This is a genomic window from Paenibacillus sp. PL2-23, assembly GCF_040834005.1.
Classification (GTDB): Bacteria; Bacillota; Bacilli; order Paenibacillales; family Paenibacillaceae; genus Pristimantibacillus.
Genome location: NZ_CP162129.1, coordinates 5,105,436 through 5,126,099 on the forward strand (window position 1 = coordinate 5,105,436; position 20,664 = coordinate 5,126,099).

Genomic DNA, 20,664 nt, shown 5'->3' on the forward strand with positions numbered 1-20,664 from the left:
CTTAGTGATCAAACTTTTTGAACAACCTTTATGAGTGACTTGCAGATTGAAGCCCCTCCATGTAATCAAGCAATGTGCCCACGGTGGAGAATACGCCGGGGTCCACCTCTTCCTCCGGGATGCGCAGGCCGAATTCGACCTCGATCCACACAAGCAGCTGCAGCATCATCAGCGAATCGATACACAGATCCTCGTTCAGTCGGTGCGCTTCCTGAAGCGGCGGCACCTCGGCCAGCTGCAGCTTACCCGCCATCAGAGCTCGGAGCCCTTCCATTGTTGCGGCTCTGTTCATAGTTCGGAATTCGCCTCCTCCAGCAGCCGTCGGCTGATCTTGCCCGTTGCCGTTCTTGGCAGCCGCTCCACGCACACGACTTTGGCCGGCACCTTGTAAGGAGGAAGCTTCGACAAACACCAGGACCGCACCTCGTCTGGCGTCACCCCTCCGTCTGCCGCAACCATGCCGCATACGATCTCTCCCATTATGGGATGCTTGCCCCGATAGACGACACATTCCCGAATGCCTTCCAGCTCGGAGATGACATCCTCCACCTCGGCAGGGAACACCTTCAGACCAGCTACATTAATGACATCGTCGACTCTGGCCAGCAGCTTCAGCTCGCCCCCCACTGCGTACCCGAGATCTCCCGTTCGAATGAAGCTCTCGCCAGCCTTGATTACAATTTCCGCAGGAGCGTCCGGCCCTGAGCCCGCCTCCGCGATGCTGATATGACGAAGCGGCGCTCCCATATCCCCGCTCGCCCGCACATCCCTGTTGATGCTGATGCACCCCGCCTCAGAGCAGCCGTACTGCTGAAGCACGCGATCAGCCGTCAGCGCCAGGCTGTTCAGCAGACCTTGAGGCAGCGGCGCGCCGGAGCTCATCAGCTGATGGAATCGGAAGCCCGGGGCCAACGAGGCCAGCACATGCAGCGTCAGCGGCACGCCGTATAGGATATGCTTCGGCGTATCTCTCAGCAGCGCCAGCGTAAGCTTAGGATTCGTATACGCGGCAATGTGCGGAATCGCCCCCCGCTCCATGGCGGACAACGCGCCTGCAATTAATCCGTAGGCATGGCTGACCGGCGATATGACGATCGGCGTCACCTCTTCCCCAAGGCCAATCGCTTCATTATAGGCTGCAACCTCATCCCCTACTGATCGCCAGGAACGGCTGATGAGCTTCGGCTGGCCGCTCGTGCCGGAGCTGAACAGACAGAGCGACGCTTCCCCTCCTGTCGCGTACGCCTGCTCCTGGCCTGACGCTGGGAGCGGGCAATAGCCCTCCACAGCAGAGTGGAACACAAGGCCTCTGCACCCGGCCTTCCTACCTAACGCCATCGCCGTCTCGCGCGGCGTTTCCCCGTGAAGCAGCAGCACAGAGGCTCCCGCCTCGCGCAAATACAGCACCAGCGCGATCAGCTCCGCCGCATCCGGCATAACAACGGCAATGACGCTTCCCGTCCTGCCAGCTTCCTGGAATGACGGATTGCCGCTGTATCTCCGCCAGGCCTCGTCCAGCTGCCTCTGGCCGAAGACGGCTCGATTGACGGCAAACAGCTCCCTTTTCATATAGAAATCTCCTCTCTGCTCATGCTGCAATCCTGACGGCGGTAGGCGAACAGAGGATTAGGCACCTCATGCGACATACCCGTCTTCCGCGACGTTAGACGCTTGCAGGTCAGCCGCTCCACCCAAGTGGTGGGGGCGAACAGATCCAGCGTCTCGAACCGGGCGCTCCAATCTTCATGCCGCTGCTGATGATGATGTATACATTGGGCGGCGAGCCTCCAGAACCGGGCCTCCGAATACCCGTACTTATCCTCCAGCAGCATCGCCAGCTCGCCCAAATTGACGAACAGCAGCGCCCCCAGCGTCAGATAGCGAAGGCGATCAACGCTGTCCGCTTCGAAGTTGGCACATTCCTCCGGCTGCTCATAGCACTCATGAACGCGGGATAAGTCCGGGCACAGCTCGGGCTGCGACAGGAAAGCAGGATGATACAGCACATCCTCATGGAAGTCCTTAAGCGCCACTCGTTCAGGCAGCCCGTTCCGGTGGACCAGTACCATATTCTGGGCATGAGCCTCCAGCGCGACGCCGTGAACAGCCGACAAATGAACCACCGGAAGCATGCAGCGCTCCAGCAGCAGCAGCAGCCAAGGCTCGATGCCGTAGGCTTGCAGCCAGGGATCGATGAATGGCGTGCCGTCCAGCTCCTCAGCGAACAGCGCGAAGAACGGCGCCGCCCCCTCGCCCTCCTCCAGATAACGATGAATACTCTCCCTCCAGATACAGCCAGCCGCAGCATAAAGCGGATGCCTGGCTTCCGTGCGCGAGGGGGGATCATACGAGATGGCAGCCGTTTCCCGCAGCAGAATGACTCTTGCTTCCTTCCTCAGATAAGTATCGCCATCCACCAGAGTCTGCAGCCAGTCAGACAGCGCGGGAGCCGTTACCGTATAATGCGGCAGCAGCTGCCGGGAGCTTGACGTATTCACCAAATTCATAGACAGCTTCATATAGGCTTTCTCCGGATTCGATCGGTTGGCCCAAGAGCGGATGGACTGCTGTGCGCGATACACGTCAGACGCCGTTCCCAGCATGACCATTCGCTTCATGCGCAGCTCCTCCCCGCAAGCGGCAGCAATGGCATGGCGCCACTGCCAGGGATGGACGGGAAGCAGCTCATACAGCTCCGGCTCGCAGCCCTCGGCCCGGAGCACGCCCAGCAGCCCCTGCACGCCTTCCTCCCCAAGCTCTGATACCATATGACTGGCCAGCGTGCGCGAAGACAGCACAGCCGAGCGGCAATCCTCCCTGCGCACAGCCAGCCACAGCGGAGTCAAGTCCTGCGCGAACTCCGGACCGTAAGCGAGATGCTCCGCCAGATCGAAGCCGATCCGCGATTTGTAGCTGGGATGATAGCGATGGCCGTCCATGACAGCCGACTCCAGCGCATCCCCATCCAGCCCGCGCAGCGAGGCGCCGCTCTGTTCGCGAATGTATTGGGCGATGGTGTCCTTGAGGCAGGTCTGCTCCAGCTCCTCCGCGAAGGCGGACAGCTTCTCCTTCTCCGTGCCGGGCACATTCAGCGTCTCCCATACAAATTGTCGGAGCGAGCCCGCTTCACTCTCGCCCTCCACACTCCGCCTCATGACTGTGGAGCTGCTCAGCAGCCGGATTCTGCCGAAGGTGTCTCTCCGGCGCCCCATGCACCAGTACACAACCTGCCGGCCTTCGGCATCGGTCCCATCGAGCTCGAATCGAACGCCAGCCTCCTCCTGTACATCTCGAGGCGTCACGATTCCCTCGTAGATCACCGACTCCACGAGCTGCCGGAATATTCTCCGAAGGACGCGTGCGCCCGCCTCCGATTGCAGCGCGCGAGCGGCCATAACATCCTTCTGCCATATTGCTTTCAAGCTGCAGTCTCCTCCCGCGTATTGTATATACCGTACCGTCTGTACGGGTCCCTTGCCGGCTGCGGCCGCCAAGCCGACAGCCGGTCGCCCAGCCTGACGTTCAGCCTGACGTTCAGCGGGACGCTCAACCTGACGTTCAGCCTTTCCGCTCATCGCCCACTCCAAACTGCTGGAAGACATTCCTGCTCCTGACGGGGTACACCTCGCGTCCCGTCAGCTCCCGAATAATGACGCTGTTCCGGTGCGCGCCGAGTCCAAGGTCAGGAGCGCCAACGCCATGCGTATGCAGCTCTCCATTCTGGATGAAGATGCGGCTCCCCCCATCGGCGTTCAGCCTCAGCTCATAATGCTCGGACACCGCCAGTCTCCCTTGGCTATCCCGCTGCAATCGGCTGGCAATCGGCGCCAGGCATGCCGGCTCGGCATGCTCATAGCCGGTCGCTAGAATAACAAATTCGCTGTCATGCTGGAACGAGGCGTCTTGCTGCAGCTGCCGGCAGTCCAGGCGGAACCCTCCGCCTTCGCCTTCGCCAGGGAGCAGCCGCTCCACCTCCGTACAAGCCATCAAGCGGACCTGGGGCGCTGCCGCCCCAGCCTCGCCCGCATCGTACAGAGCATCGTAAATATCGGCGATGGTCCCTGCGCTGATGCCTTTGTAGAGCAGGTTCTGCCCGGCCCGAATCTCATCCTTATGGTCCTGCGGCAGTCCGTAGAAGTAACGCGTATAATCCGGCGAGAAATGCTCAAGCCCCAGCTTGGAGTATTCCATGGGGAAGAAGCCTTGCGAACGCGTGAACCAATCCAGGCGGAAGCCGAGCTTCTTCTGCTCCCTGATCAGATCCAGCACAATTTCAGCGGCGCTTTGACCCGAGCCGATGACCGTAATGGAACGACCCTGCAGACAACGCTCCCTGTTCGCCATGTAGGCAGAGGAGTGGAAGGCATTCGGCGCGCCAGGCGCGTTCAAGCGTGCGGGAACGCGCGGGCGGCTGCCAACGCCCAGCACAAGATCGCGAGCGTAGCAGCGCGTCCTCCGGCCCGTCGCGAGCTCCTCGGCCTCCACAGCGAATCGCGATTCTCCGCCATTCTCCTCCAGCGTGACCTCAGCGACCTCCCAGCCGAAGCGACAGGCCTCCAGCCTCTCCGCCGCCCAGCGGCAATAATGGTCGTATTCAGCGCGGGAAATATGAAACCTCTCCAGGAAGTAGAAGTGGTACAGCCGCCCATGCTCCTGCAAATAATTCAGAAAGCTAAGGCGATGCGTCGGGTCGGCCATCGTAACCAGATCGGCAAAAAAAGGAACCTGCAGGGTAGTGCCGTCAATCATCATGCCGGCATGCCATTCGAATCGGGGCTTCCGCTCCAGGAAGACGGCTTGGGTCTCCGGCACACGCTCCAGCAGCGCAGCAAGCCCCAGATTAAACGGCCCGATGCCGATGCCGAGCAGGTCCAGCGTATCCGGCAAGTACGACTCGGCGTTATGCTTCATCGCTATACGCCTCCTTTCCCACTTGGTCCAGCGTCTCGAACGTCTCCCGCTCGCACAGCATCAATGCCGCCCTCTTGTCCGGCAGCTGCACCTCCCGCTGGAAGCGGAAGCCGCATTTTTCGAAAATATGGCGCATCTTGGCATTCCGAATATCCGGCTCCGCAACAATCCGCTTCGTTCCCTCATGAAGGAACTGCACCCGCATCAGCGCCATTAGCAGCGGCTGAGCAAGCCCCTGCCCCAGATAATCCGGCGGCCCAATCAAGAGATGGATGCCCTGATCCGCCTCCTCCGCCTCGTAATAGCGGCCAATGACGTCCTGCGCTGCCCAATAGGATTCAAAGTAGCTCATCGGCACACCATTCAGCTCGCCCATACACAAGGTGTGATGGGAATCGGCCAGGAAGCGGTCCAGATGCGCCCGATAGGCGTCCAGAGGAATATTCAGCTGCCAGAACGGCACGACATGCGGCTCCTGATGCCAGGCATGCAGCAGGAGGACATCTCCCTCCGTAACCGGACGGAAGGAGATAGTTCGGCCACTGGCCTGATCCTCGAAACGAGCCAGATGAGGAGCCTCGAACAGCTGCTTCACATTACGCATCATGACGCCGGGCATACGCCTGCACCTCCACTGCCAGAGGATTTTCCACCATGACGTATACCGACTGCTCCGCCAGCGAGCCAACAAGCTCATCCATGTCGAACAGGCGCGTGAGCAGATTCGCCTTGCATGGAAGCGACTTCTCATGCAGAAGGGTTTCCAGGAAGACGGAAGGCTTGCGGTTCATCGGCAGGAACCCTTCCAGCGCCAAGCGCAGCTCCTTCAGGAGCGCACGTTCATCAGCCAAGCCTGCGGACCCAAAGCCGTTGATCAAGCCAAACATATGGTTGAAAACAACATAATAACGGAACCGCTCGTCGGCAATAGCATCCTCGCAGAATGTCTGGCTCTTCTCCCCGATGCCGGGAAGCTGTGCCGCCAGGTGATCCCTCATGGACTCGCAGAAATAATAGCCCTGATTGTCGCGGTAATAGTAATGATCGGGATAGCCCTCCTTCAGCTGCACGACGCTGTTCTGCTGATGCGCCTCCAGCGCAATGCCGTGGGTCATATACAGCCAAACCATCGGCTTCAGCGATATGTCCATATAGCGTCGGAACCAATCTAGGCTGACCGTCTCCGTTGTCCGGCCCTCGCGCTCCGCAATGGCTCGGATGATGCAGCCCAGTCGCGAATCGGAGCCCGGCAGCGGATCCTGAACAAGCGCGGCCACAAGCGTTGCCTGCTGAGCTTGCTGTCCCTGAAACGGATTGTCGCGAAGGACAACCTCGAAGCCGGACTCCTCCTCGCCCTCCAGCGCAATGGTCACGAACGCGGGATCCTGTACGATGGAGAATGCCGGGAAGCGGGTGGATACCTCCCCTACTGCGGTTTTCAAGAGACGGGACACCTCCACTCCCCGCTCCAGCTCCTTGTACTTGTTCACCCGAAGGGAATTGGTCATGCGGACCGGCACCGAGCCCTTGGCCATCCACGGCGACTGCGCATGATAGACGGTGCGCAGGGATGAGGTGGCCGCGAACGCTCTGCCCATTGGACCCAGGTCCTGAAGCGCGCCGGCTTCCATTAGCTGCTGCACCTGCGGCTTGGCTAGCACCTCGGACGCTTGCAGAGGATGAAGCGGAATAAGCGTATACTCGTCCTCATCGGTGAAGCTGACTGCCAGCGACGAGTCCTGCTTAGCGGCATCCCGCAGCTCCGCCTTGATCCATTCCGTAGCGGATATGCCATCAAGCGAGGACCCCTCCCTCACAATGGAGCGGTGCGCGCGGAAATAATGCAGCTGGAACTCCCCCTTCAGCTCAGGGGCATAGATCGATTGCAGCTGCTCAGGCAAGCCTTGGCGGCTCTTCGGCGTAGGATGCAGCAGATGTCCGAATAGAAGCGCCTGCTCCGCAGAAAGGAAGTCCCCTTCGAAGCCATACAGCTCCTCGCGATCACCCTCGCGCGACGCGACGAACTGCTCGATGCGGGAGCAGCTCTCCTCGATACGAAGCAGCAGCTCCTCCATCCTCTCCGGCGTGGCGCCCCGCACCAATGCTCCCAGCTCCCTCACCAGGCGTGCAGCAGCCGACAGCTCACTCTCTATGACAGCTTGGGTCCCGCTGCCGATCCAGTGAATGGGGTAGCGGAACAGATGCCTCCCTGTCTCCGACCGCCTCTCGACCTCGATCAGCAGCGTTCCGTCCTGGCTGGCGAGCGGAACCTGCAGCTCCCAGCCGGATGCTGCCACGCGCCAGCTTCCAAGCCCCGTCTCCCTTAGGAAGCCGTTAAGCAGGCTCTGGAGAGTCGCCCTCTCCGCAATCGTACGCGAATCCCCTCCTTGTTCTACACCTGAACCTGTAAACTCTGCCACATTGCGAATCATGATGCATCTCCTCTCCCTATTTCCATCAGCTCAGATACCATTTGTTGCTCTAGCTCTTGCCCTATATAAACAATGCTCTGCAGCACAGCTCTAATGTCCTGAAGCGTCGCAACCGGATTAAGCAGCGTAAACTTCAGGCAGGTTCTCCCCCGCGCCTTCGTCCGGGCGACCACAGCCATGCCGCCTTCCAGCAGACAATCCCGAATGCGCCGGTTCAGCTCATCCGCACCGCGATCATCGAGACCGGAAATCGTGGAAGGCATGTAGCTGAATACAACGGTGTTGATAGTGGGCTCCGCCAGCAATTCCAGCTCCGCCGCACGCTTGATCAGCTCCGCTGTCTCCGCCGCCAATTGCAGGGTGTGGTCAATCATCTCGGCAAACCGATCGCGCCCGATATGCTGCAGCGACATATACAGCTTCAGAGCGTCGAACCGTCTCGTCGTCTGAATCGACTTGCCCACCAGGTTAGGCACTCCGACCTCATCATCCTCGACGGGATTGAGATATTCCGCGTGCAGCCGCAAATAGCGGTAGTGCTGTCGATCGCGAAGCAGGAACGCGCCGCAGCTGATCGACTGATAGAACAGCTTGTGGAAATCCACCGTAATGGAGTCCGACAAGGCGATGCCCTCCAGTAAGCCCGCATGCCGGCTGCTCAGGGCCAGCGCTCCCCCGAATGCAGCGTCTGTGTGGAGCCACAAACCCTGTCTGCGCGCGATAGCCGCCAGCTGGGGCAGTGGATCAATACTGCCGAAATCCGTTGTTCCGGCTGTCGCGACAAGAGCGAATGGCAGCAAGCCTTCCTTGTGCAGCCTGGCAAGCGTTGTCTCCAGCAGGTCAACGCGCATTCTCCCAGCCTCATCGGTCGGAATGGTCACCACTGCCTGTTGGCCAAGACCCAGAATGGCAGCAGACTGTCTGACCGTAAAGTGCGCCGCATCGGAGCATAGGATACGCAGTCGATTGGCCAGCGGCGGCAAGCCTTGCTGCTGGACATTCCAGCCCCATTGCTCGCAATAATGATCCCTTGCAAGCAGCAGTCCCATGAAGTTGGACTGAGTTCCGCCGCTCGTGAACACGCCGTCTGCCTGCTCTCTTGCATAGCCGAACAACTCGGCCAGCCACTTGATAACCTCCTGCTCCACCAGTGTGGCCGACATGCTCTGATCCCAGGAGTCCATGGAGGGATTGGAGGCTGACAGCAGCGTCTCCGCAATGACCGATGCCTGAAGCGGGGGACAATGCAGATGCGCCATGCAAGCGGGATGGTGCACAACGGCGGAATGCTTCAGAATGGCTCCGCCCACGAACTGGAGCAGCTCCTCCATCGCGACCCCTTCGCGAGGGCATACGGGACGATTGCGGAAGATGGACGACAGCTCGTCAAGCGCAATGCCGCTATATGGCTTATCCGCGCTTGCGAAATCACGCAGCAGCACATCGACTGCCTCGTTCATATGCTGGAGGAACGCAGCTTGGCTGGGCTCTGTCTCATGCAAAAAGTGTGTAGTGAACCTCGTATTCCCCATCATCCCAGCAGCATCTCCTGTCGGCCTAGGCTGAATCGCTCCGCCGCCATGACCGCTTCATGGAACAGATCAGCGACCTTGTCTATGTCCTCTGCCGTCATAATGAGTGGCGGCAGGAAACGTACAACACTGCCGTGCCGGCCGCCCAGCTCCAGCAGAAGCCCTCGCTCGAAGCATTGGCGTTGAATCTCGCGCGCCAGGCTGCCATTAGCCGGGTAGCTCCCGATTCGGTCCGCCGGTCCCTCGGGATCGACGATCTCCGCACCCACCATCAAGCCGCGTCCTCTGACCTGACCGATACACCGCGCAGCCGTTCGTGTCCCCTCCAGATGCTTCATGAGCCGCTGGCCCATCTCCTCCGCGTGCTCAACGAGCCGCTGCTCCTTTATGTATTTCAGCGTTGCCGTCCCCGCCGCCATGGCCATCTGATTGCCGCGGAAGGTGCCCGCATGCGCGCCCGGCTCCCAGCTATCAAGCTCCTCTCGGTAGACCATGACAGACAATGGCAGGCTGCCTCCTGCCGCCTTGGATATCACAACCACATCAGGCACAATACCGGAATGCTCGAAGGCGAACATCCGACCCGTCCGTCCGATTCCCGTCTGCACCTCGTCGATAATGAGCGGAATATCGCTTGCTGCGGTGATGCGCCTAATCTCTTTTGCCCAAGCATCCGGCGCGGGGATGACTCCGCCTTCTCCCTGCACCAGCTCCATAATCATGCCAGCCGGCGGCAGCACCCCGCTCTCAGGGTCGTTCAGCAAATGCTCTATATAGCGGCTGCTAATCTGATGACCCTCCTCCCCGCCGATTCCGAAGGGACAACGGTAGGCATAGGGATAGGGAAGAAAGTGTGTGCCTGGCACCAGCGTGCCGACTTGACGCTTGGGATGCAGATTACCCGTCAGGCTCAGCGCCCCGGCGCTCATCCCGTGATAGCCACCGTGATAGGACATCATGCCGCTTCGCCCTGTCGCCGTCTTGACCAGCTTGACGGCAGCCTCCACGGCATCAGCGCCCGTCGGGCCGCAGAACTGAATTCTTCCCCTCCGGGCCAGCTCAGTCGGCAGCACGCCGAACAGCTCATCAACGAACCGTTCCTTGACCGATGTCGTCAAATCCAGGGTATGAAGCGGCAGTTCCTGCTCCAGCACACCCTTGATAGCCTCAATGACAACGGGATGATTATGCCCAAGCGCGAGCGTGCCGGCACCTGCCAGACAATCGTAATAGGATCGCCCGTCGGCATCCGTCACTTGCACGCCCCTTGCTGTCGATATAGCGATCGGCAGCTTGCGCGGATAGGTGCGGGCATTGGATTCCCGGCGCTGCTGACTATCCAGATATGACGCGTTAGACTCTAGCATTTCGTTTCCTCCTTCGAGAAATGGGAAAACCTTGTGTCAGCGTTGTTGGAAAATGTTGAGTGTTGTTCTGAGTGCTATTGTAAATGATTATCATTATCATATCAATTGAATTTTTATTTCTGCACAAAAAAAGAACGTTTCCGCCCTCCCTATGGAGGTTGAAACGTTCTTCGTATAAGGCTATCGTATTAGGCTAGCTTCTCGGACTCACGCGATTCATCATCGCCTTTGCGCTTGCGGCGATTGCGAAGCTTCGGCATGCGGCGGTCAACGTTTTTTTTTAGCCCCCACAGCGCGTACAGCAACAGAGGCACAAACAATATTTTGGACAGCTGATGCTCGAACAGAATGCCCAGCACAACGGAGACGACAACGATAATGGGCACAACCCATACCGCGCTGCGCGGGATGCCGACCTTCTTGAAATTGGGATAACGAATCGTGCTGACCATGAGGAAGGAAAGCAAGAGAGAGCCCGCCAGCAGCACGGGTACCGATATGTCGTCCTTGAACAGCGCCATCGTGGCCAGCACGCCGCCGGCAGCCGGAATGGGCAGGCCGATGAAGTAGCCCGGAGCATTGTTTGTCACAACATTGAATCTGGCCAGGCGCAGCGCGCCGCAGATCGGGAAGATCGCCGTCACAATCCATGCCAGAGCAGGACTTAAGTCCTGGAATGCCACAACGTACATGATGAATGCGGGGGCAACCCCGAATGAAATGACATCGGACAAGGAATCGAGCTCTTTGCCGAACTCGCTTTGAGCATTAAGGGCGCGCGCGACACGTCCGTCCACGCCGTCCAGCAGCATGGCGATCAGAACCATCACCGCTGCCATCTCCGGTTTCTCGTTGAATACCATAATTATGGCGATTATGCCCAGAAACAAATTGCCAACCGTGAGAAGGCTCGGTATCGATTTTGTGATCATCTAATCCACCTCTTCTCTACTATGCCCCAAGGTCCTGCCTGCTCAGCCGGTCAATGTTTGGAACACATTCAATCAATTGTATGGGAATTAAATTTGCCTGTCAATGAACATCTGCTCTTGAATGCGCTTCAGCCCGTCTTTGATCGCCCGCGCGCGCACCTCGCCAATGCCGTCCACCTCATCCAGCTCCTCAATTGTCGCCATAAGAACACGTGGAAGATACTGGAATCTCTCCACCAGATTGTTCATAATAATAAGCGGCAGACGCGGAATTTTGTTGAGCAGCCGATAGCCGCGGGGAGATACCGTCTCGTCCGCCATATTGTTCGTCTGCGGATAGCCGATCAGCCTCACAATAGTAGAGGCCTCCAGAAGCTCCTCTGAGCTCAGCTTCTTCAGCGAGCCGCGGATTTCTCTAATTTTCTCATCGGTATGGTCCTTGGCATAGTCCTTAAGCAGGAACCACGCGTCCTCCTCGACTCCTCCGACCAGCTCATCCATCTGCATGCTGATCAGGCGCCCTTCCGTGCCCAGCTCGTTGACATAGCGGCCAATCTCCATCTTCACTCGCAGCACCATCTCGACGCGCTGAATGACATGCGCGACCTCCTGGAGCGTCACGAGCTCCTCGAATTCAAGCGCGGACAGATTGGTCAGCGACTGATTGAGAACAGCCTTATATTTCTCCAGCGTCTGAATGGCCTGGTTAGCCTTCGTCAGGATGACGCCCATATCCTTAAGGCTGTAACGAAGATTGCCCTGGTACAGCGTAATGACATTGCGCCGCTGGGAGATGGACACAACAAGCTTGCCCGTCTGCTTCGCTACGCGCTCCGCCGTACGGTGGCGAATGCCGGTCTCGATTGACGGAATGGAGCTGTTCGGTATGAGCTGCGTATTCGCGTACAGAATCCGCCTCATATCCTCGCTCATAATGATCGCGCCGTCCATCTTGGCCAGCTCGTATAAGTAATTGGATGAGAAATCGCAGTTGATAGAGAAGCCGCCGTCCACAACCTCCATCACTTCCGGGCTGTAGCCTACTACGATCAGCGCGCCTGTCTTGGCCCTCAATACATTCTCCAGCCCTTCGCGAAAAGGGGTGCCTGGCGCTACGATCTGCAACAGCTGATTCATCACTTCCTGGTGAATCGGTTCTTTCATTCCTCTAGTGCCCCCTATCCCAGCGCTGCCTTCAGCGCTTCCGCCACGGTGCTCACACCGATAATTTCAATACCGGAAGGCGCTTTCCAGCCTTTCAGGCTCTTCTCCGGCATAATAACCCGCTTGAAGCCTAGCTTCTCCGCTTCCTTCACGCGCTGCTCCGCTCTTGATACAGCCCTCACTTCACCCGTCAGGCCGACCTCGCCAAAAATAACGTCATACGGCTTCGTCGGCGCGTCCCGGAAGCTGGACGCCAGGCTTACCGCTGCTGCCAGGTCGACAGCCGGCTCATCCAGCTTCACGCCGCCTGCGACGTTCAGGTACGCATCCTGCGTCTGGAGGAACATGCCGTTCCGCTTCTCCAGCACCGCAATAATGAGCGCCATCCGATGATGGTCGATGCCCGTCGACATACGCCGGGGCGAAGGAAAGTTCGTCGTGGCGACAAGCGCCTGAAGCTCTACGAGCACCGGCCTCGTCCCCTCCATGCTGGCTACAACCGTAGAGCCCGATACGCCGAGCGGCCGCTCCGAGAGGAACAGCTCCGACGGGTTCGACACCTCGCGAAGCCCTTCCTCGCCCATCTCGAATATGCCGATTTCATTCGTGGAGCCGAAGCGGTTCTTCACCGCGCGCAGCAGACGATACGTATGATGGCGCTCTCCCTCGAAGTACAGCACGCAGTCCACCATATGCTCCAGCAGACGGGGACCTGCAATCGCCCCTTCCTTGGTCACATGGCCGACCAGAACGGTCGCGATGCCCTTGATCTTAGCCACTCTCATGAAATGCGCTGTACACTCCCGAACCTGGGAGACGCTTCCGGGAGCAGATTCTACCCTGGGATCGAACACTGTCTGGATGGAGTCGATGACCAGAAAATCCGGCTGCACATTTTCCACCGCATCATTAATTTGCTCCATATTCGTCTCGCACAATACATACAGCGTTTCCGTCAGCGCGCCCAGCCGATCCGCGCGCAGCTTCGTCTGCCGAACGGATTCCTCGCCGGATATGTACAGCACCTTCAGCCCTTTGCTCGCAAGCGCATGGGAGGTCTGCAGCAGCAGCGTCGATTTCCCGATGCCGGGATCTCCGCCTACCAGAATAAGCGAGCCCGGCACGACGCCGCCCCCAAGCACCCTGTTCAGCTCGGCCATACGCGTCTCGATACGCGGCTCCTGCCCGCTTTCTATATGTATGATGGATTGCGGCTTTTCTTTCGTATGGATTCCCGATAAGCCGACGCCCTTCGTCTTGACGATGGTCTCCTTCTCCTCGACCATCGTGTTCCATGCGTGGCAGCCCGGGCACTTGCCCAGCCACTTGGCCGATTCGTAGCCGCATTCCGTACAGGCGAATTTGATTTTTATTTTGGCCATCCCATGCTCCTTCTACTTGCTCCTTCTACTTGCTCCTACTTGATCATTCTCTAATAATTCTCATGTTCAAAGTTTACCATTTTATTTGATGCCAAGAAAGGTACTTTCTGGCTTCAATTGAAAAACCCCGCCACCCTCATGAAACAAGGGCAGCGGGGTTCCCGATATGGCTGTTATTTCGTTGCCGATTCCTCTTCCTGCACCGGCGCCTGATCCGTCTTGTTCACGACCAGCTTGCCTTCCTGCTCATCGATGACGAACGTGTCGCCCTTCTGGATGACGCCCATCAGCAGATCCTCGGACAGACGGTCCTCGATATGCTTCTGGATCGCGCGGCGCAGCGGACGCGCTCCGTATTGCGGATCGTAGCCTTCCTTCGCGAGGAACGCCTTGGCCGCCTCGGTCAGCGTGAACTCTACTTGCTGCTCGCGCAGACGCTTGCGAAGCTCGTCGGACATCAACGTCACGATCTGAGCGATATGCTCCTCGCCAAGCGAGTGGAACACAATCGTCTCGTCAATCCGATTGATGAACTCCGGACGGAACGACTTCTTCAGCTCCGCCATCACTTTGTCCTTCATGACGGAGAACTCGCGGCCCGCATCCTGCACAGCCGTGAAGCCCAGCGAGGTATTTTTCTTGATCTGATCGGCGCCGACGTTCGACGTCATTATGATCAGCGTATTGCGGAAGTCGACGACGCGGCCCTTGGAATCCGTCAGGCGGCCGTCCTCCAGCACTTGCAGCAGGATATTGAACACTTCGGGATGCGCCTTCTCGATCTCATCGAGTAGCACAACGGAATACGGCTTGCGGCGAACCTTCTCCGTTAGCTGGCCGCCTTCTTCATAGCCGACATACCCTGGAGGCGCGCCCACCAGTCTGGACGTCGAATGCTTCTCCATGTACTCCGACATGTCGATGCGGATAACCGCGTTTTCGTCGCCGAACATGGCTTCCGCAAGCGCGCGGGCCAGCTCGGTTTTACCTACGCCGGTAGGACCGAGGAAGATGAACGAGCCAATAGGACGCTTGGGATCCTTCAGACCGGCGCGTGCGCGGCGAATCGCGCGGGAAACCGATTTGACAGCCTCCTCCTGGCCGATGACGCGGTCATGCAGAATATCCTCCATCTTGAGCAGTCGCTCGGTTTCCTCTTCCGCAAGCTTCACAACCGGAATGCCGGTCCAGCTCGCCACAACCTGCGCGATATCATCCGGCGTCACTTCGGAATCGGTACGGCCCTGCTTCTCTTTCCATTGATTTTTGGTGATGTCGAGCTCCTCGCGAATCTTCTGCTCGGTGTCGCGAAGCGCTGCCGCCTTCTCGAACTCCTGGCTCTGCACCGCGGCGTCCTTCTCCTTGCGGATGTCTTCCAGGCGGTTCTCCAGCTGCTTCAGGTTCGGCGGAACGGTGTAAGAGTTGAGCCTTACCTTGGAGCTCGCTTCGTCGATCAGGTCGATCGCTTTGTCCGGCAGGAACCGGTCTGTAATGTAGCGATCCGACAGCTTTACCGCTTGCTCAATGGACTCATCTGTAATTTTCACGCGGTGATGCGCCTCATAACGGTCGCGCAGACCGTGAAGAATCTGGATCGCTTCATCCACGGAGGGCTGATCCACCGTGATGGGCTGGAAACGGCGCTCCAGAGCAGCGTCCTTCTCAATATACTTGCGGTATTCATCCAGCGTCGTCGCACCGATGCACTGCAGCTCGCCGCGCGCCAGCGCCGGCTTCAGAATGTTGGAGGCGTCGATCGCGCCCTCCGCGCCGCCTGCTCCAATCAGCGTGTGCAGCTCGTCGATGAACAGGATGATATTGCCCGCTTGGCGAATTTCATCCATGATTTTTTTCAGACGGTCCTCGAACTCGCCGCGATACTTCGTACCGGCCACGACAGAGCCCATATCCAGCGTCATCACGCGCTTGTCGCGCAGCGTCTCCGGAATTTCGTTGTTAATAATCTTTTGGGCCAAGCCTTCCGCAATGGCCGTCTTGCCGACACCTGGCTCGCCGATCAGCACGGGATTGTTTTTGGTGCGGCGGCTGAGCACCTGAATGACACGCTCAATTTCTTTGCTGCGGCCGATAACGGGATCCAGATTGCCTTCCTTGGCGTAAGCCGTCAGGTCTCTGGCCAGACCGTCCAGCGTTGGCGTGCTCACGTTAGCCTGGGAGCCGTGGTTGCTCGACACGGCCTCGCTGCTGCCAAGAAGCTGCAGCACCTGCTGGCGCGCCTTGTTCAGGCTGATGCCCAGATTGTTCAGCACTCGCGCCGCTACGCCCTCGCCCTCGCGGATCAGGCCAAGCAGAATATGCTCCGTGCCGACGTAAGTATGGCCAAGCTTGCGCGCTTCGTCCATCGACAGCTCAATAACCTTCTTCGCCCGCGGCGTATACGCAATATTGTTCGGCTGCTCCTGTCCGCGTCCGATCAGCGCTTCTACCTCGTCCTGGATTTTCTCCAGTCCCAGGCCAAGCCCCGTCAGCGCCTTCGCCGCAATGCCTTCCCCTTCCCGAATCAATCCCAGCAATATATGCTCTGTACCGATATTGTTATGTCCAAGACGAACCGCTTCCTCCTGTGCCAATGCAAGCACCTTCTGCGCTCTCTCCGTGAATCTACCGAACATCATTGTTCAACACCCCCATGATCATTTGTAACGCTTAACCGATTCCGTATAAGCTCCGCCCTGCGGAAATCCCGCTGCTCCGGGCTCATCTTCTCGCTGAATGTCTGCTGCAGAAAGCCTGGCTGCGTCATGACGAGAAGCTCATTCAGCACCTGCGGCGTAATGCCTTTCAGCAGACCGAGATCGGCACCGAGCCGAATATCGGACAGCCGCTGCGCCGCTTCCTTGGAGTCCATAATGGCCGCATGCGACAGAATGCCGTATGATCTTCTTACGCGATCCACGATCCTGATGCGCGACTCCTCCAGCAGCCGCTTGCGCGCCGCCCTCTCATGTTCGATAATTTGCCGCGCGACGCCGTACAGGTTCTCGATAATCTCGTCCTCAGATTGCCCAAGCGTAATCTGATTGGAGATTTGGAACAGGTTGCCCAGCGCCTCGCTGCCTTCCCCATACAATCCTCTAACCGCTAATCCCACCTGTGTAACAGCCGACAGGATGCGATTAATCTGCTGCGTCAATACCAGCGCCGGCAGATGCATCATCACCGACGCCCTGATCCCCGTGCCGACGTTGGTGGGACAAGTGGTCAAGTAGCCCCGCTTCTCATCGAAGGCGTAATCCGCGGCTTCCTCATATATATCGTCAATTCCGCTTGCCAATGCCCACGCTTCTCCGATTTGAAATCCGGGATATAAACATTGGATGCGCAGATGGTCTTCTTCGTTAATCATAATGCTGACGGATTCGTTGCCGCTGAGCACAACGGCGCCTGCGCGCGACTCGTTCGCCAGATTCGGGCTGATCAGATGCTTCTCCACCAGCACCCGCTTGTCAAGCTCGCTTAGCTCGGAGAGCAGGATGGTGTCGAAGGGTCCGTAAGTATCCAGCTTCCCCGACCTGCTCACCTCCGCCAGCCGGTTCAGCACCGCCTCCGCCTGCTGGCTCGTTGCCAGCATCGGGAACGGCTGATGACGCAGGTTGCGGGCAATCCGCACTCTGCTGCTTATGACCACGTCGGAATCGGGACCTGTACCCCGCATCCAATCGCTAAGCGCATCCTCCGAGAATCGATGCTTCGTCAACAGACTCACTCCTTTACTGCCGCCTTAAGCTTAAAGTTAGGTTAGACGCTGAGGCTAGAGCTCGGTAAGCTTTCGTTCCAATTCGCGGATGCGATCCCGCAGCTCAGCCGCGTTCTCGAACTCCTCCCGCTCAATGTAAGCCTGCAGGTCCCTGCGCAGCTGCTCGATCTCCCGCTTGCACTGGATTTCGCTGCCCGAGCGCTTCGGTATCTTGCCGCTGTGGGTCGTGCTGCTGTGCACCCGCTTCAGTAGCGGATCCAGCCGATCGGCGAACGCCGTATAGCAGGAGCTGCAGCCAAACCTGCCAATCTTGCTGAATTGCGCATAGGTCAAGCCGCACGCCTCGCAGCGAACCGGCTGAGGTGGAGCATGGCTGTGCGTCGCGCCACCCGGTGAATTGAAGTCCAGCAGGCCCGACAGTAAGCTGTGGATCGAGAAGCTGTTCGGCGTGCCGGGTATGCCCTCGCCCTTCTCCCTCGCGCAGCTTTCGCAGATATGAAATTCCGTCTTATCGCCATTCACAATTTTCGTAAAATGAAGTGTAGCCGGCCTCTTGCCGCATTCTTGGCAGAACAAAGCCTGGTTCCTCCTTCCTATTTGACCAGCAGGGATATGAGCATCGCCCGCAGCAGTCTCGCGCGCAGCTCGTCCCGCATCGGAAGCATGACGGCAATGGTATCGCGGTGGATAGCCGCCCGCAGCAGTCCCGCTTCCCGCTTCGCGATGAGCCCCGCCTCCTGCAGCTGATAGATCAGCCCTTCCGCTGCCCCCTGGTCCACGCTGTTCCCGATGGTCTGCTCGATATGGTACTGAATCGTCTTCAGAGCCGGCAGGTCGACGCGCTGGATTCGAATATAGCCTCCGCCTCCCCGCTTGCTTTCAACCATGTATCCTTTCTCCAGCGTGAACCGGGTGCTGATCACATAATTGATCTGGGAAGGCACGCAGGAGAACTTGTCGGCCAATTCGTTGCGCTGAATTTCGACGGCGCCTTCTTCGCTGCAGTCCAGCATTTGCTTCAGGTACTGTTCAATGAGATCGGAAATGTTACGCAAATCACCAACCTCCCTGAGTCTTCGCCAAAGGAAGGAAAGCCATTTCTACCCTCAATTGACTTTGACTTTCTTTGACTTTAATTTTATTATACGCAAAATATTCGCAAGGTCAATAAGTTGTTAATTAAATTTTCAGAACATTTAGAAACCTCCGCCAGACGAGACTGCCGAGACAAGGTTCACCCTCCCGCAAGCAAAATAAAACGACGCATGACACCTCTTATTAGGGTGATGCGCCGCCGCTTCATTTATACCTCCGTCGACGTTGTTCCTTCAGCTTCATGCACCGCTTCACTCCTAGCAGCTTACTTGTAAGATATGCTTCCTATTCGCTCAGCTTAGCGTTTTCCCCTTCATTGTTAAGACTTTACAGGAAAAAACGCGGTATTCTCAAGGAATCCGCGTTCTGCAAATCAGATATTGTAGTCTATAACCTATAACACTCACTCCGCCGACTCCAGCACCGTAATTTTCTCGGCCTTGGCCTCCGCCGGATAGGACTCCTCTACCTCGCCATCCAGCACGACCTGCACCTCATCACCTGTCTTCAGACCTTCCAGATCGGAGGGATCAGTCACAGTCAGCCAGATGGCGTCTGGATTCAGAGCTGTCAGCAGCTCGTCGGCCGTCTGTTCTCCATCCGTCCAATCCACGTCTGTCACATCCGCACTTTCAGCCACGAGCACACGGTCATCATTAACCGCGATAACGCGTCCCGTCTCATAATCCCAGCCCTCAGCCGCCTGCTCATCCGCCGAGCAGCCCACAAGCATGCTTACTCCTACAATAGCAATAACCGCGTTCCGATTTCTCATGTCTCATTTCCCCCTCGCAAGTACTGTTATTACCTTCGAGTACCCTCAAGCGTTAGGAATGAAACACGTTTAATCGACTACTCCTTCGGCAGCACCTTCCGATCCAGAACAGGGGAGGAGAGGATGACTGATGTATTCACGTTACCATAGGGCAACAGCCTCTCGACAAGCGTGCTTAACGCATCCATGCCGGTTACAGCCGCCTTCAGCATATAACTGACCGTCCCCGTGACCCGATGGCATTCCAGTATATCATCATCCAATATGATTCGTTTCTCGAATTCGTGTGGCGATACCTTCAGCTCGCTCATTTGAATAATCAGCCCAATATTGCGCCCCACTGCTGCAGGCGATACTCGGGCACCGAAGCCCGTAATCACGCCCTTCTCCTGCAAGCGCAGCAATCGCTCCGACACGCTGGGGCGGCTTAGCGCCAACCGTTTGGAGAGCTCGCTGACGGTCATGCGCCCATCCCCCTGAAGCAGCTCCAGCAGTGTTCGATCCAGTTGGTCCATCCGTTCAAGCCACCTCTTTCAATTTGATGAGTAAACCTATGAATTCCATTCAATGTTATCTATATTAACATGGATTTGATTCAGTTTAACATATATCCATCAATTCGACTCCTGTATTCTAGAATATATCATGAACATCTAGGTGGTGCTTACAAAATGCTGCTTCTCACAGGAACCAAAATGAAGGTTATATTAAGGAAATGGATTCAAACTGTAATAGGCTGCTTCCTCACTGCGGGTGGTCTAATAATCCTTCAGCATTCCGGCATCGTTACCGGCGGCACAGCCGGGCTGTCTCTAGGCCTTGCGCCTCTTCTTGGCCTTCCATTTCCCCTGCTGTTCACCTTATTGAACCTGCCGTTCTTTTTATTTGCGTATATGTATATGGGCAAGACCTTCACCTGCAAAACCATACTGGCCATTCTGCTTCTGACCGCCTTCACCTCCGTGGACGTGTTCTTGCCGAATGTGGCGCTGCCTGCAATCCCCGGAGCCATAGCCGGAGGCCTGCTCATCGGCGCGGGAGTATCAACGCTGTTCCGGAGCGGCGCTTCACTCGGCGGCGCAACACTGCTTGCTCTCTATCTGCACAAAAAGTATGGCATTAACCCTGGCAAGTCCAACTTTATATTCGATGTCGCCGTCATCCTTACCAGCTTGGCAGCCTACAGCATGGTCAGCGGGCTGCTCTCTATCTTGTCAATTGGCGTTACCTCCTTCATCCTATCGCTTCTGAAGCGCAGAGCGAGGCATGCCGCAACCCTGTCCACTCCGTCAACCCAGACAGCTCCCCACCCCTCCTGACAGCACAAAAAGCCTCCAATCCGCATTCCGCGCGATT

18 protein-coding genes are annotated in these 20,664 nt (G+C 57.7%); 1 reads left to right on the forward strand and 17 read right to left on the reverse strand.

Annotated elements, in window-relative coordinates; all coding sequences use genetic code 11:
• Positions 1-28: 28 nt before the first annotated feature.
• The 17 genes from AB1S56_RS22710 to AB1S56_RS22790 all read right to left on the reverse strand — a co-directional run bounded on the left by AB1S56_RS22710 (position 29) and on the right by AB1S56_RS22790 (position 19,823).
• Positions 29-292 (reverse strand): phosphopantetheine-binding protein, encoded by a 264-nt coding sequence (locus AB1S56_RS22710; RefSeq protein ID WP_340870969.1) that lies wholly within the window; start codon positions 290-292, stop codon positions 29-31.
• Positions 289-1,569 (reverse strand): AMP-binding protein, encoded by a 1,281-nt coding sequence (locus AB1S56_RS22715; RefSeq protein WP_340870971.1) that lies wholly within the window; start codon positions 1,567-1,569, stop codon positions 289-291. The genes AB1S56_RS22710 and AB1S56_RS22715 overlap by 4 nt, the downstream gene beginning before the upstream one ends.
• Positions 1,566-3,575, reverse strand: coding sequence for an IucA/IucC family protein (locus tag AB1S56_RS22720; protein WP_340870973.1), 2,010 nt, complete (start codon positions 3,573-3,575; stop codon positions 1,566-1,568). The genes AB1S56_RS22715 and AB1S56_RS22720 overlap by 4 nt, the downstream gene beginning before the upstream one ends.
• Positions 3,559-4,911 carry a lysine N(6)-hydroxylase/L-ornithine N(5)-oxygenase family protein gene (locus AB1S56_RS22725; RefSeq protein WP_340870974.1) on the reverse strand — a complete coding sequence of 451 codons (1,353 nt, stop codon included), beginning with the start codon at positions 4,909-4,911 and terminating at the stop codon, positions 3,559-3,561. Before AB1S56_RS22725 ends, AB1S56_RS22720 begins: the two co-directional genes overlap by 17 nt.
• A complete protein-coding gene (locus AB1S56_RS22730; protein WP_340870975.1) occupies positions 4,901-5,530 on the reverse strand; it encodes a GNAT family N-acetyltransferase in 630 nt (209 codons plus the stop codon). Before AB1S56_RS22730 ends, AB1S56_RS22725 begins: the two co-directional genes overlap by 11 nt.
• Complete coding sequence (locus AB1S56_RS22735) at positions 5,508-7,343, reverse strand: IucA/IucC family protein (protein ID WP_340870976.1); 1,836 nt, start codon at positions 7,341-7,343, stop codon at positions 5,508-5,510. Before AB1S56_RS22735 ends, AB1S56_RS22730 begins: the two co-directional genes overlap by 23 nt.
• Positions 7,340-8,878, reverse strand: coding sequence for an aspartate aminotransferase family protein (locus AB1S56_RS22740; RefSeq protein ID WP_340870978.1), 1,539 nt, complete (start codon positions 8,876-8,878; stop codon positions 7,340-7,342). The genes AB1S56_RS22735 and AB1S56_RS22740 overlap by 4 nt, the downstream gene beginning before the upstream one ends.
• Positions 8,875-10,242, reverse strand: a complete 1,368-nt coding sequence (locus AB1S56_RS22745; protein WP_340870980.1) for an aspartate aminotransferase family protein — start codon at positions 10,240-10,242, stop codon at positions 8,875-8,877. Before AB1S56_RS22745 ends, AB1S56_RS22740 begins: the two co-directional genes overlap by 4 nt.
• Before the next feature lie 188 nt (positions 10,243-10,430).
• Positions 10,431-11,174, reverse strand: a complete 744-nt coding sequence (gene pssA, locus AB1S56_RS22750; RefSeq protein ID WP_340870983.1) for a CDP-diacylglycerol--serine O-phosphatidyltransferase — start codon at positions 11,172-11,174, stop codon at positions 10,431-10,433.
• Between the two features lie 87 nt (positions 11,175-11,261).
• Positions 11,262-12,338 carry a DNA integrity scanning diadenylate cyclase DisA gene (gene disA, locus AB1S56_RS22755; protein ID WP_340870985.1) on the reverse strand — a complete coding sequence of 359 codons (1,077 nt, stop codon included), beginning with the start codon at positions 12,336-12,338 and terminating at the stop codon, positions 11,262-11,264.
• Between the two features lie 14 nt (positions 12,339-12,352).
• Positions 12,353-13,720 (reverse strand): DNA repair protein RadA, encoded by a 1,368-nt coding sequence (gene radA / locus AB1S56_RS22760; RefSeq protein ID WP_340870987.1) that lies wholly within the window; start codon positions 13,718-13,720, stop codon positions 12,353-12,355.
• Between the two features lie 173 nt (positions 13,721-13,893).
• A complete protein-coding gene (gene clpC, locus AB1S56_RS22765) occupies positions 13,894-16,356 on the reverse strand; it encodes an ATP-dependent protease ATP-binding subunit ClpC (protein WP_340870990.1) in 2,463 nt (820 codons plus the stop codon).
• Positions 16,353-17,438 carry a protein arginine kinase gene (locus tag AB1S56_RS22770; RefSeq protein WP_340870992.1) on the reverse strand — a complete coding sequence of 362 codons (1,086 nt, stop codon included), beginning with the start codon at positions 17,436-17,438 and terminating at the stop codon, positions 16,353-16,355. Before AB1S56_RS22770 ends, clpC begins: the two co-directional genes overlap by 4 nt.
• Before the next feature lie 54 nt (positions 17,439-17,492).
• Positions 17,493-18,014, reverse strand: coding sequence for a UvrB/UvrC motif-containing protein (locus AB1S56_RS22775; RefSeq protein WP_340870995.1), 522 nt, complete (start codon positions 18,012-18,014; stop codon positions 17,493-17,495).
• Positions 18,015-18,031: 17 nt separating this feature from the next.
• Positions 18,032-18,493 (reverse strand): CtsR family transcriptional regulator, encoded by a 462-nt coding sequence (locus AB1S56_RS22780; RefSeq protein ID WP_340870997.1) that lies wholly within the window; start codon positions 18,491-18,493, stop codon positions 18,032-18,034.
• Positions 18,494-18,936: 443 nt separating this feature from the next.
• Positions 18,937-19,308: a DUF3221 domain-containing protein gene (locus tag AB1S56_RS22785; protein WP_340870999.1), complete on the reverse strand. Its 372-nt coding sequence runs from the start codon at positions 19,306-19,308 to the stop codon at positions 18,937-18,939.
• A 77-nt stretch (positions 19,309-19,385) separates the two neighbouring features.
• Entirely contained in the window at positions 19,386-19,823 is a 438-nt protein-coding gene (locus tag AB1S56_RS22790) for an Lrp/AsnC family transcriptional regulator (protein ID WP_340871001.1), read from the reverse strand.
• A 156-nt stretch (positions 19,824-19,979) separates the two neighbouring features.
• Between AB1S56_RS22790 and AB1S56_RS22795 the strand changes: the two genes are divergently transcribed.
• Complete coding sequence (locus AB1S56_RS22795; RefSeq protein WP_340871002.1) at positions 19,980-20,627, forward strand: YitT family protein; 648 nt, start codon at positions 19,980-19,982, stop codon at positions 20,625-20,627.
• The last annotated feature ends 37 nt before the right edge of the window (positions 20,628-20,664 follow it).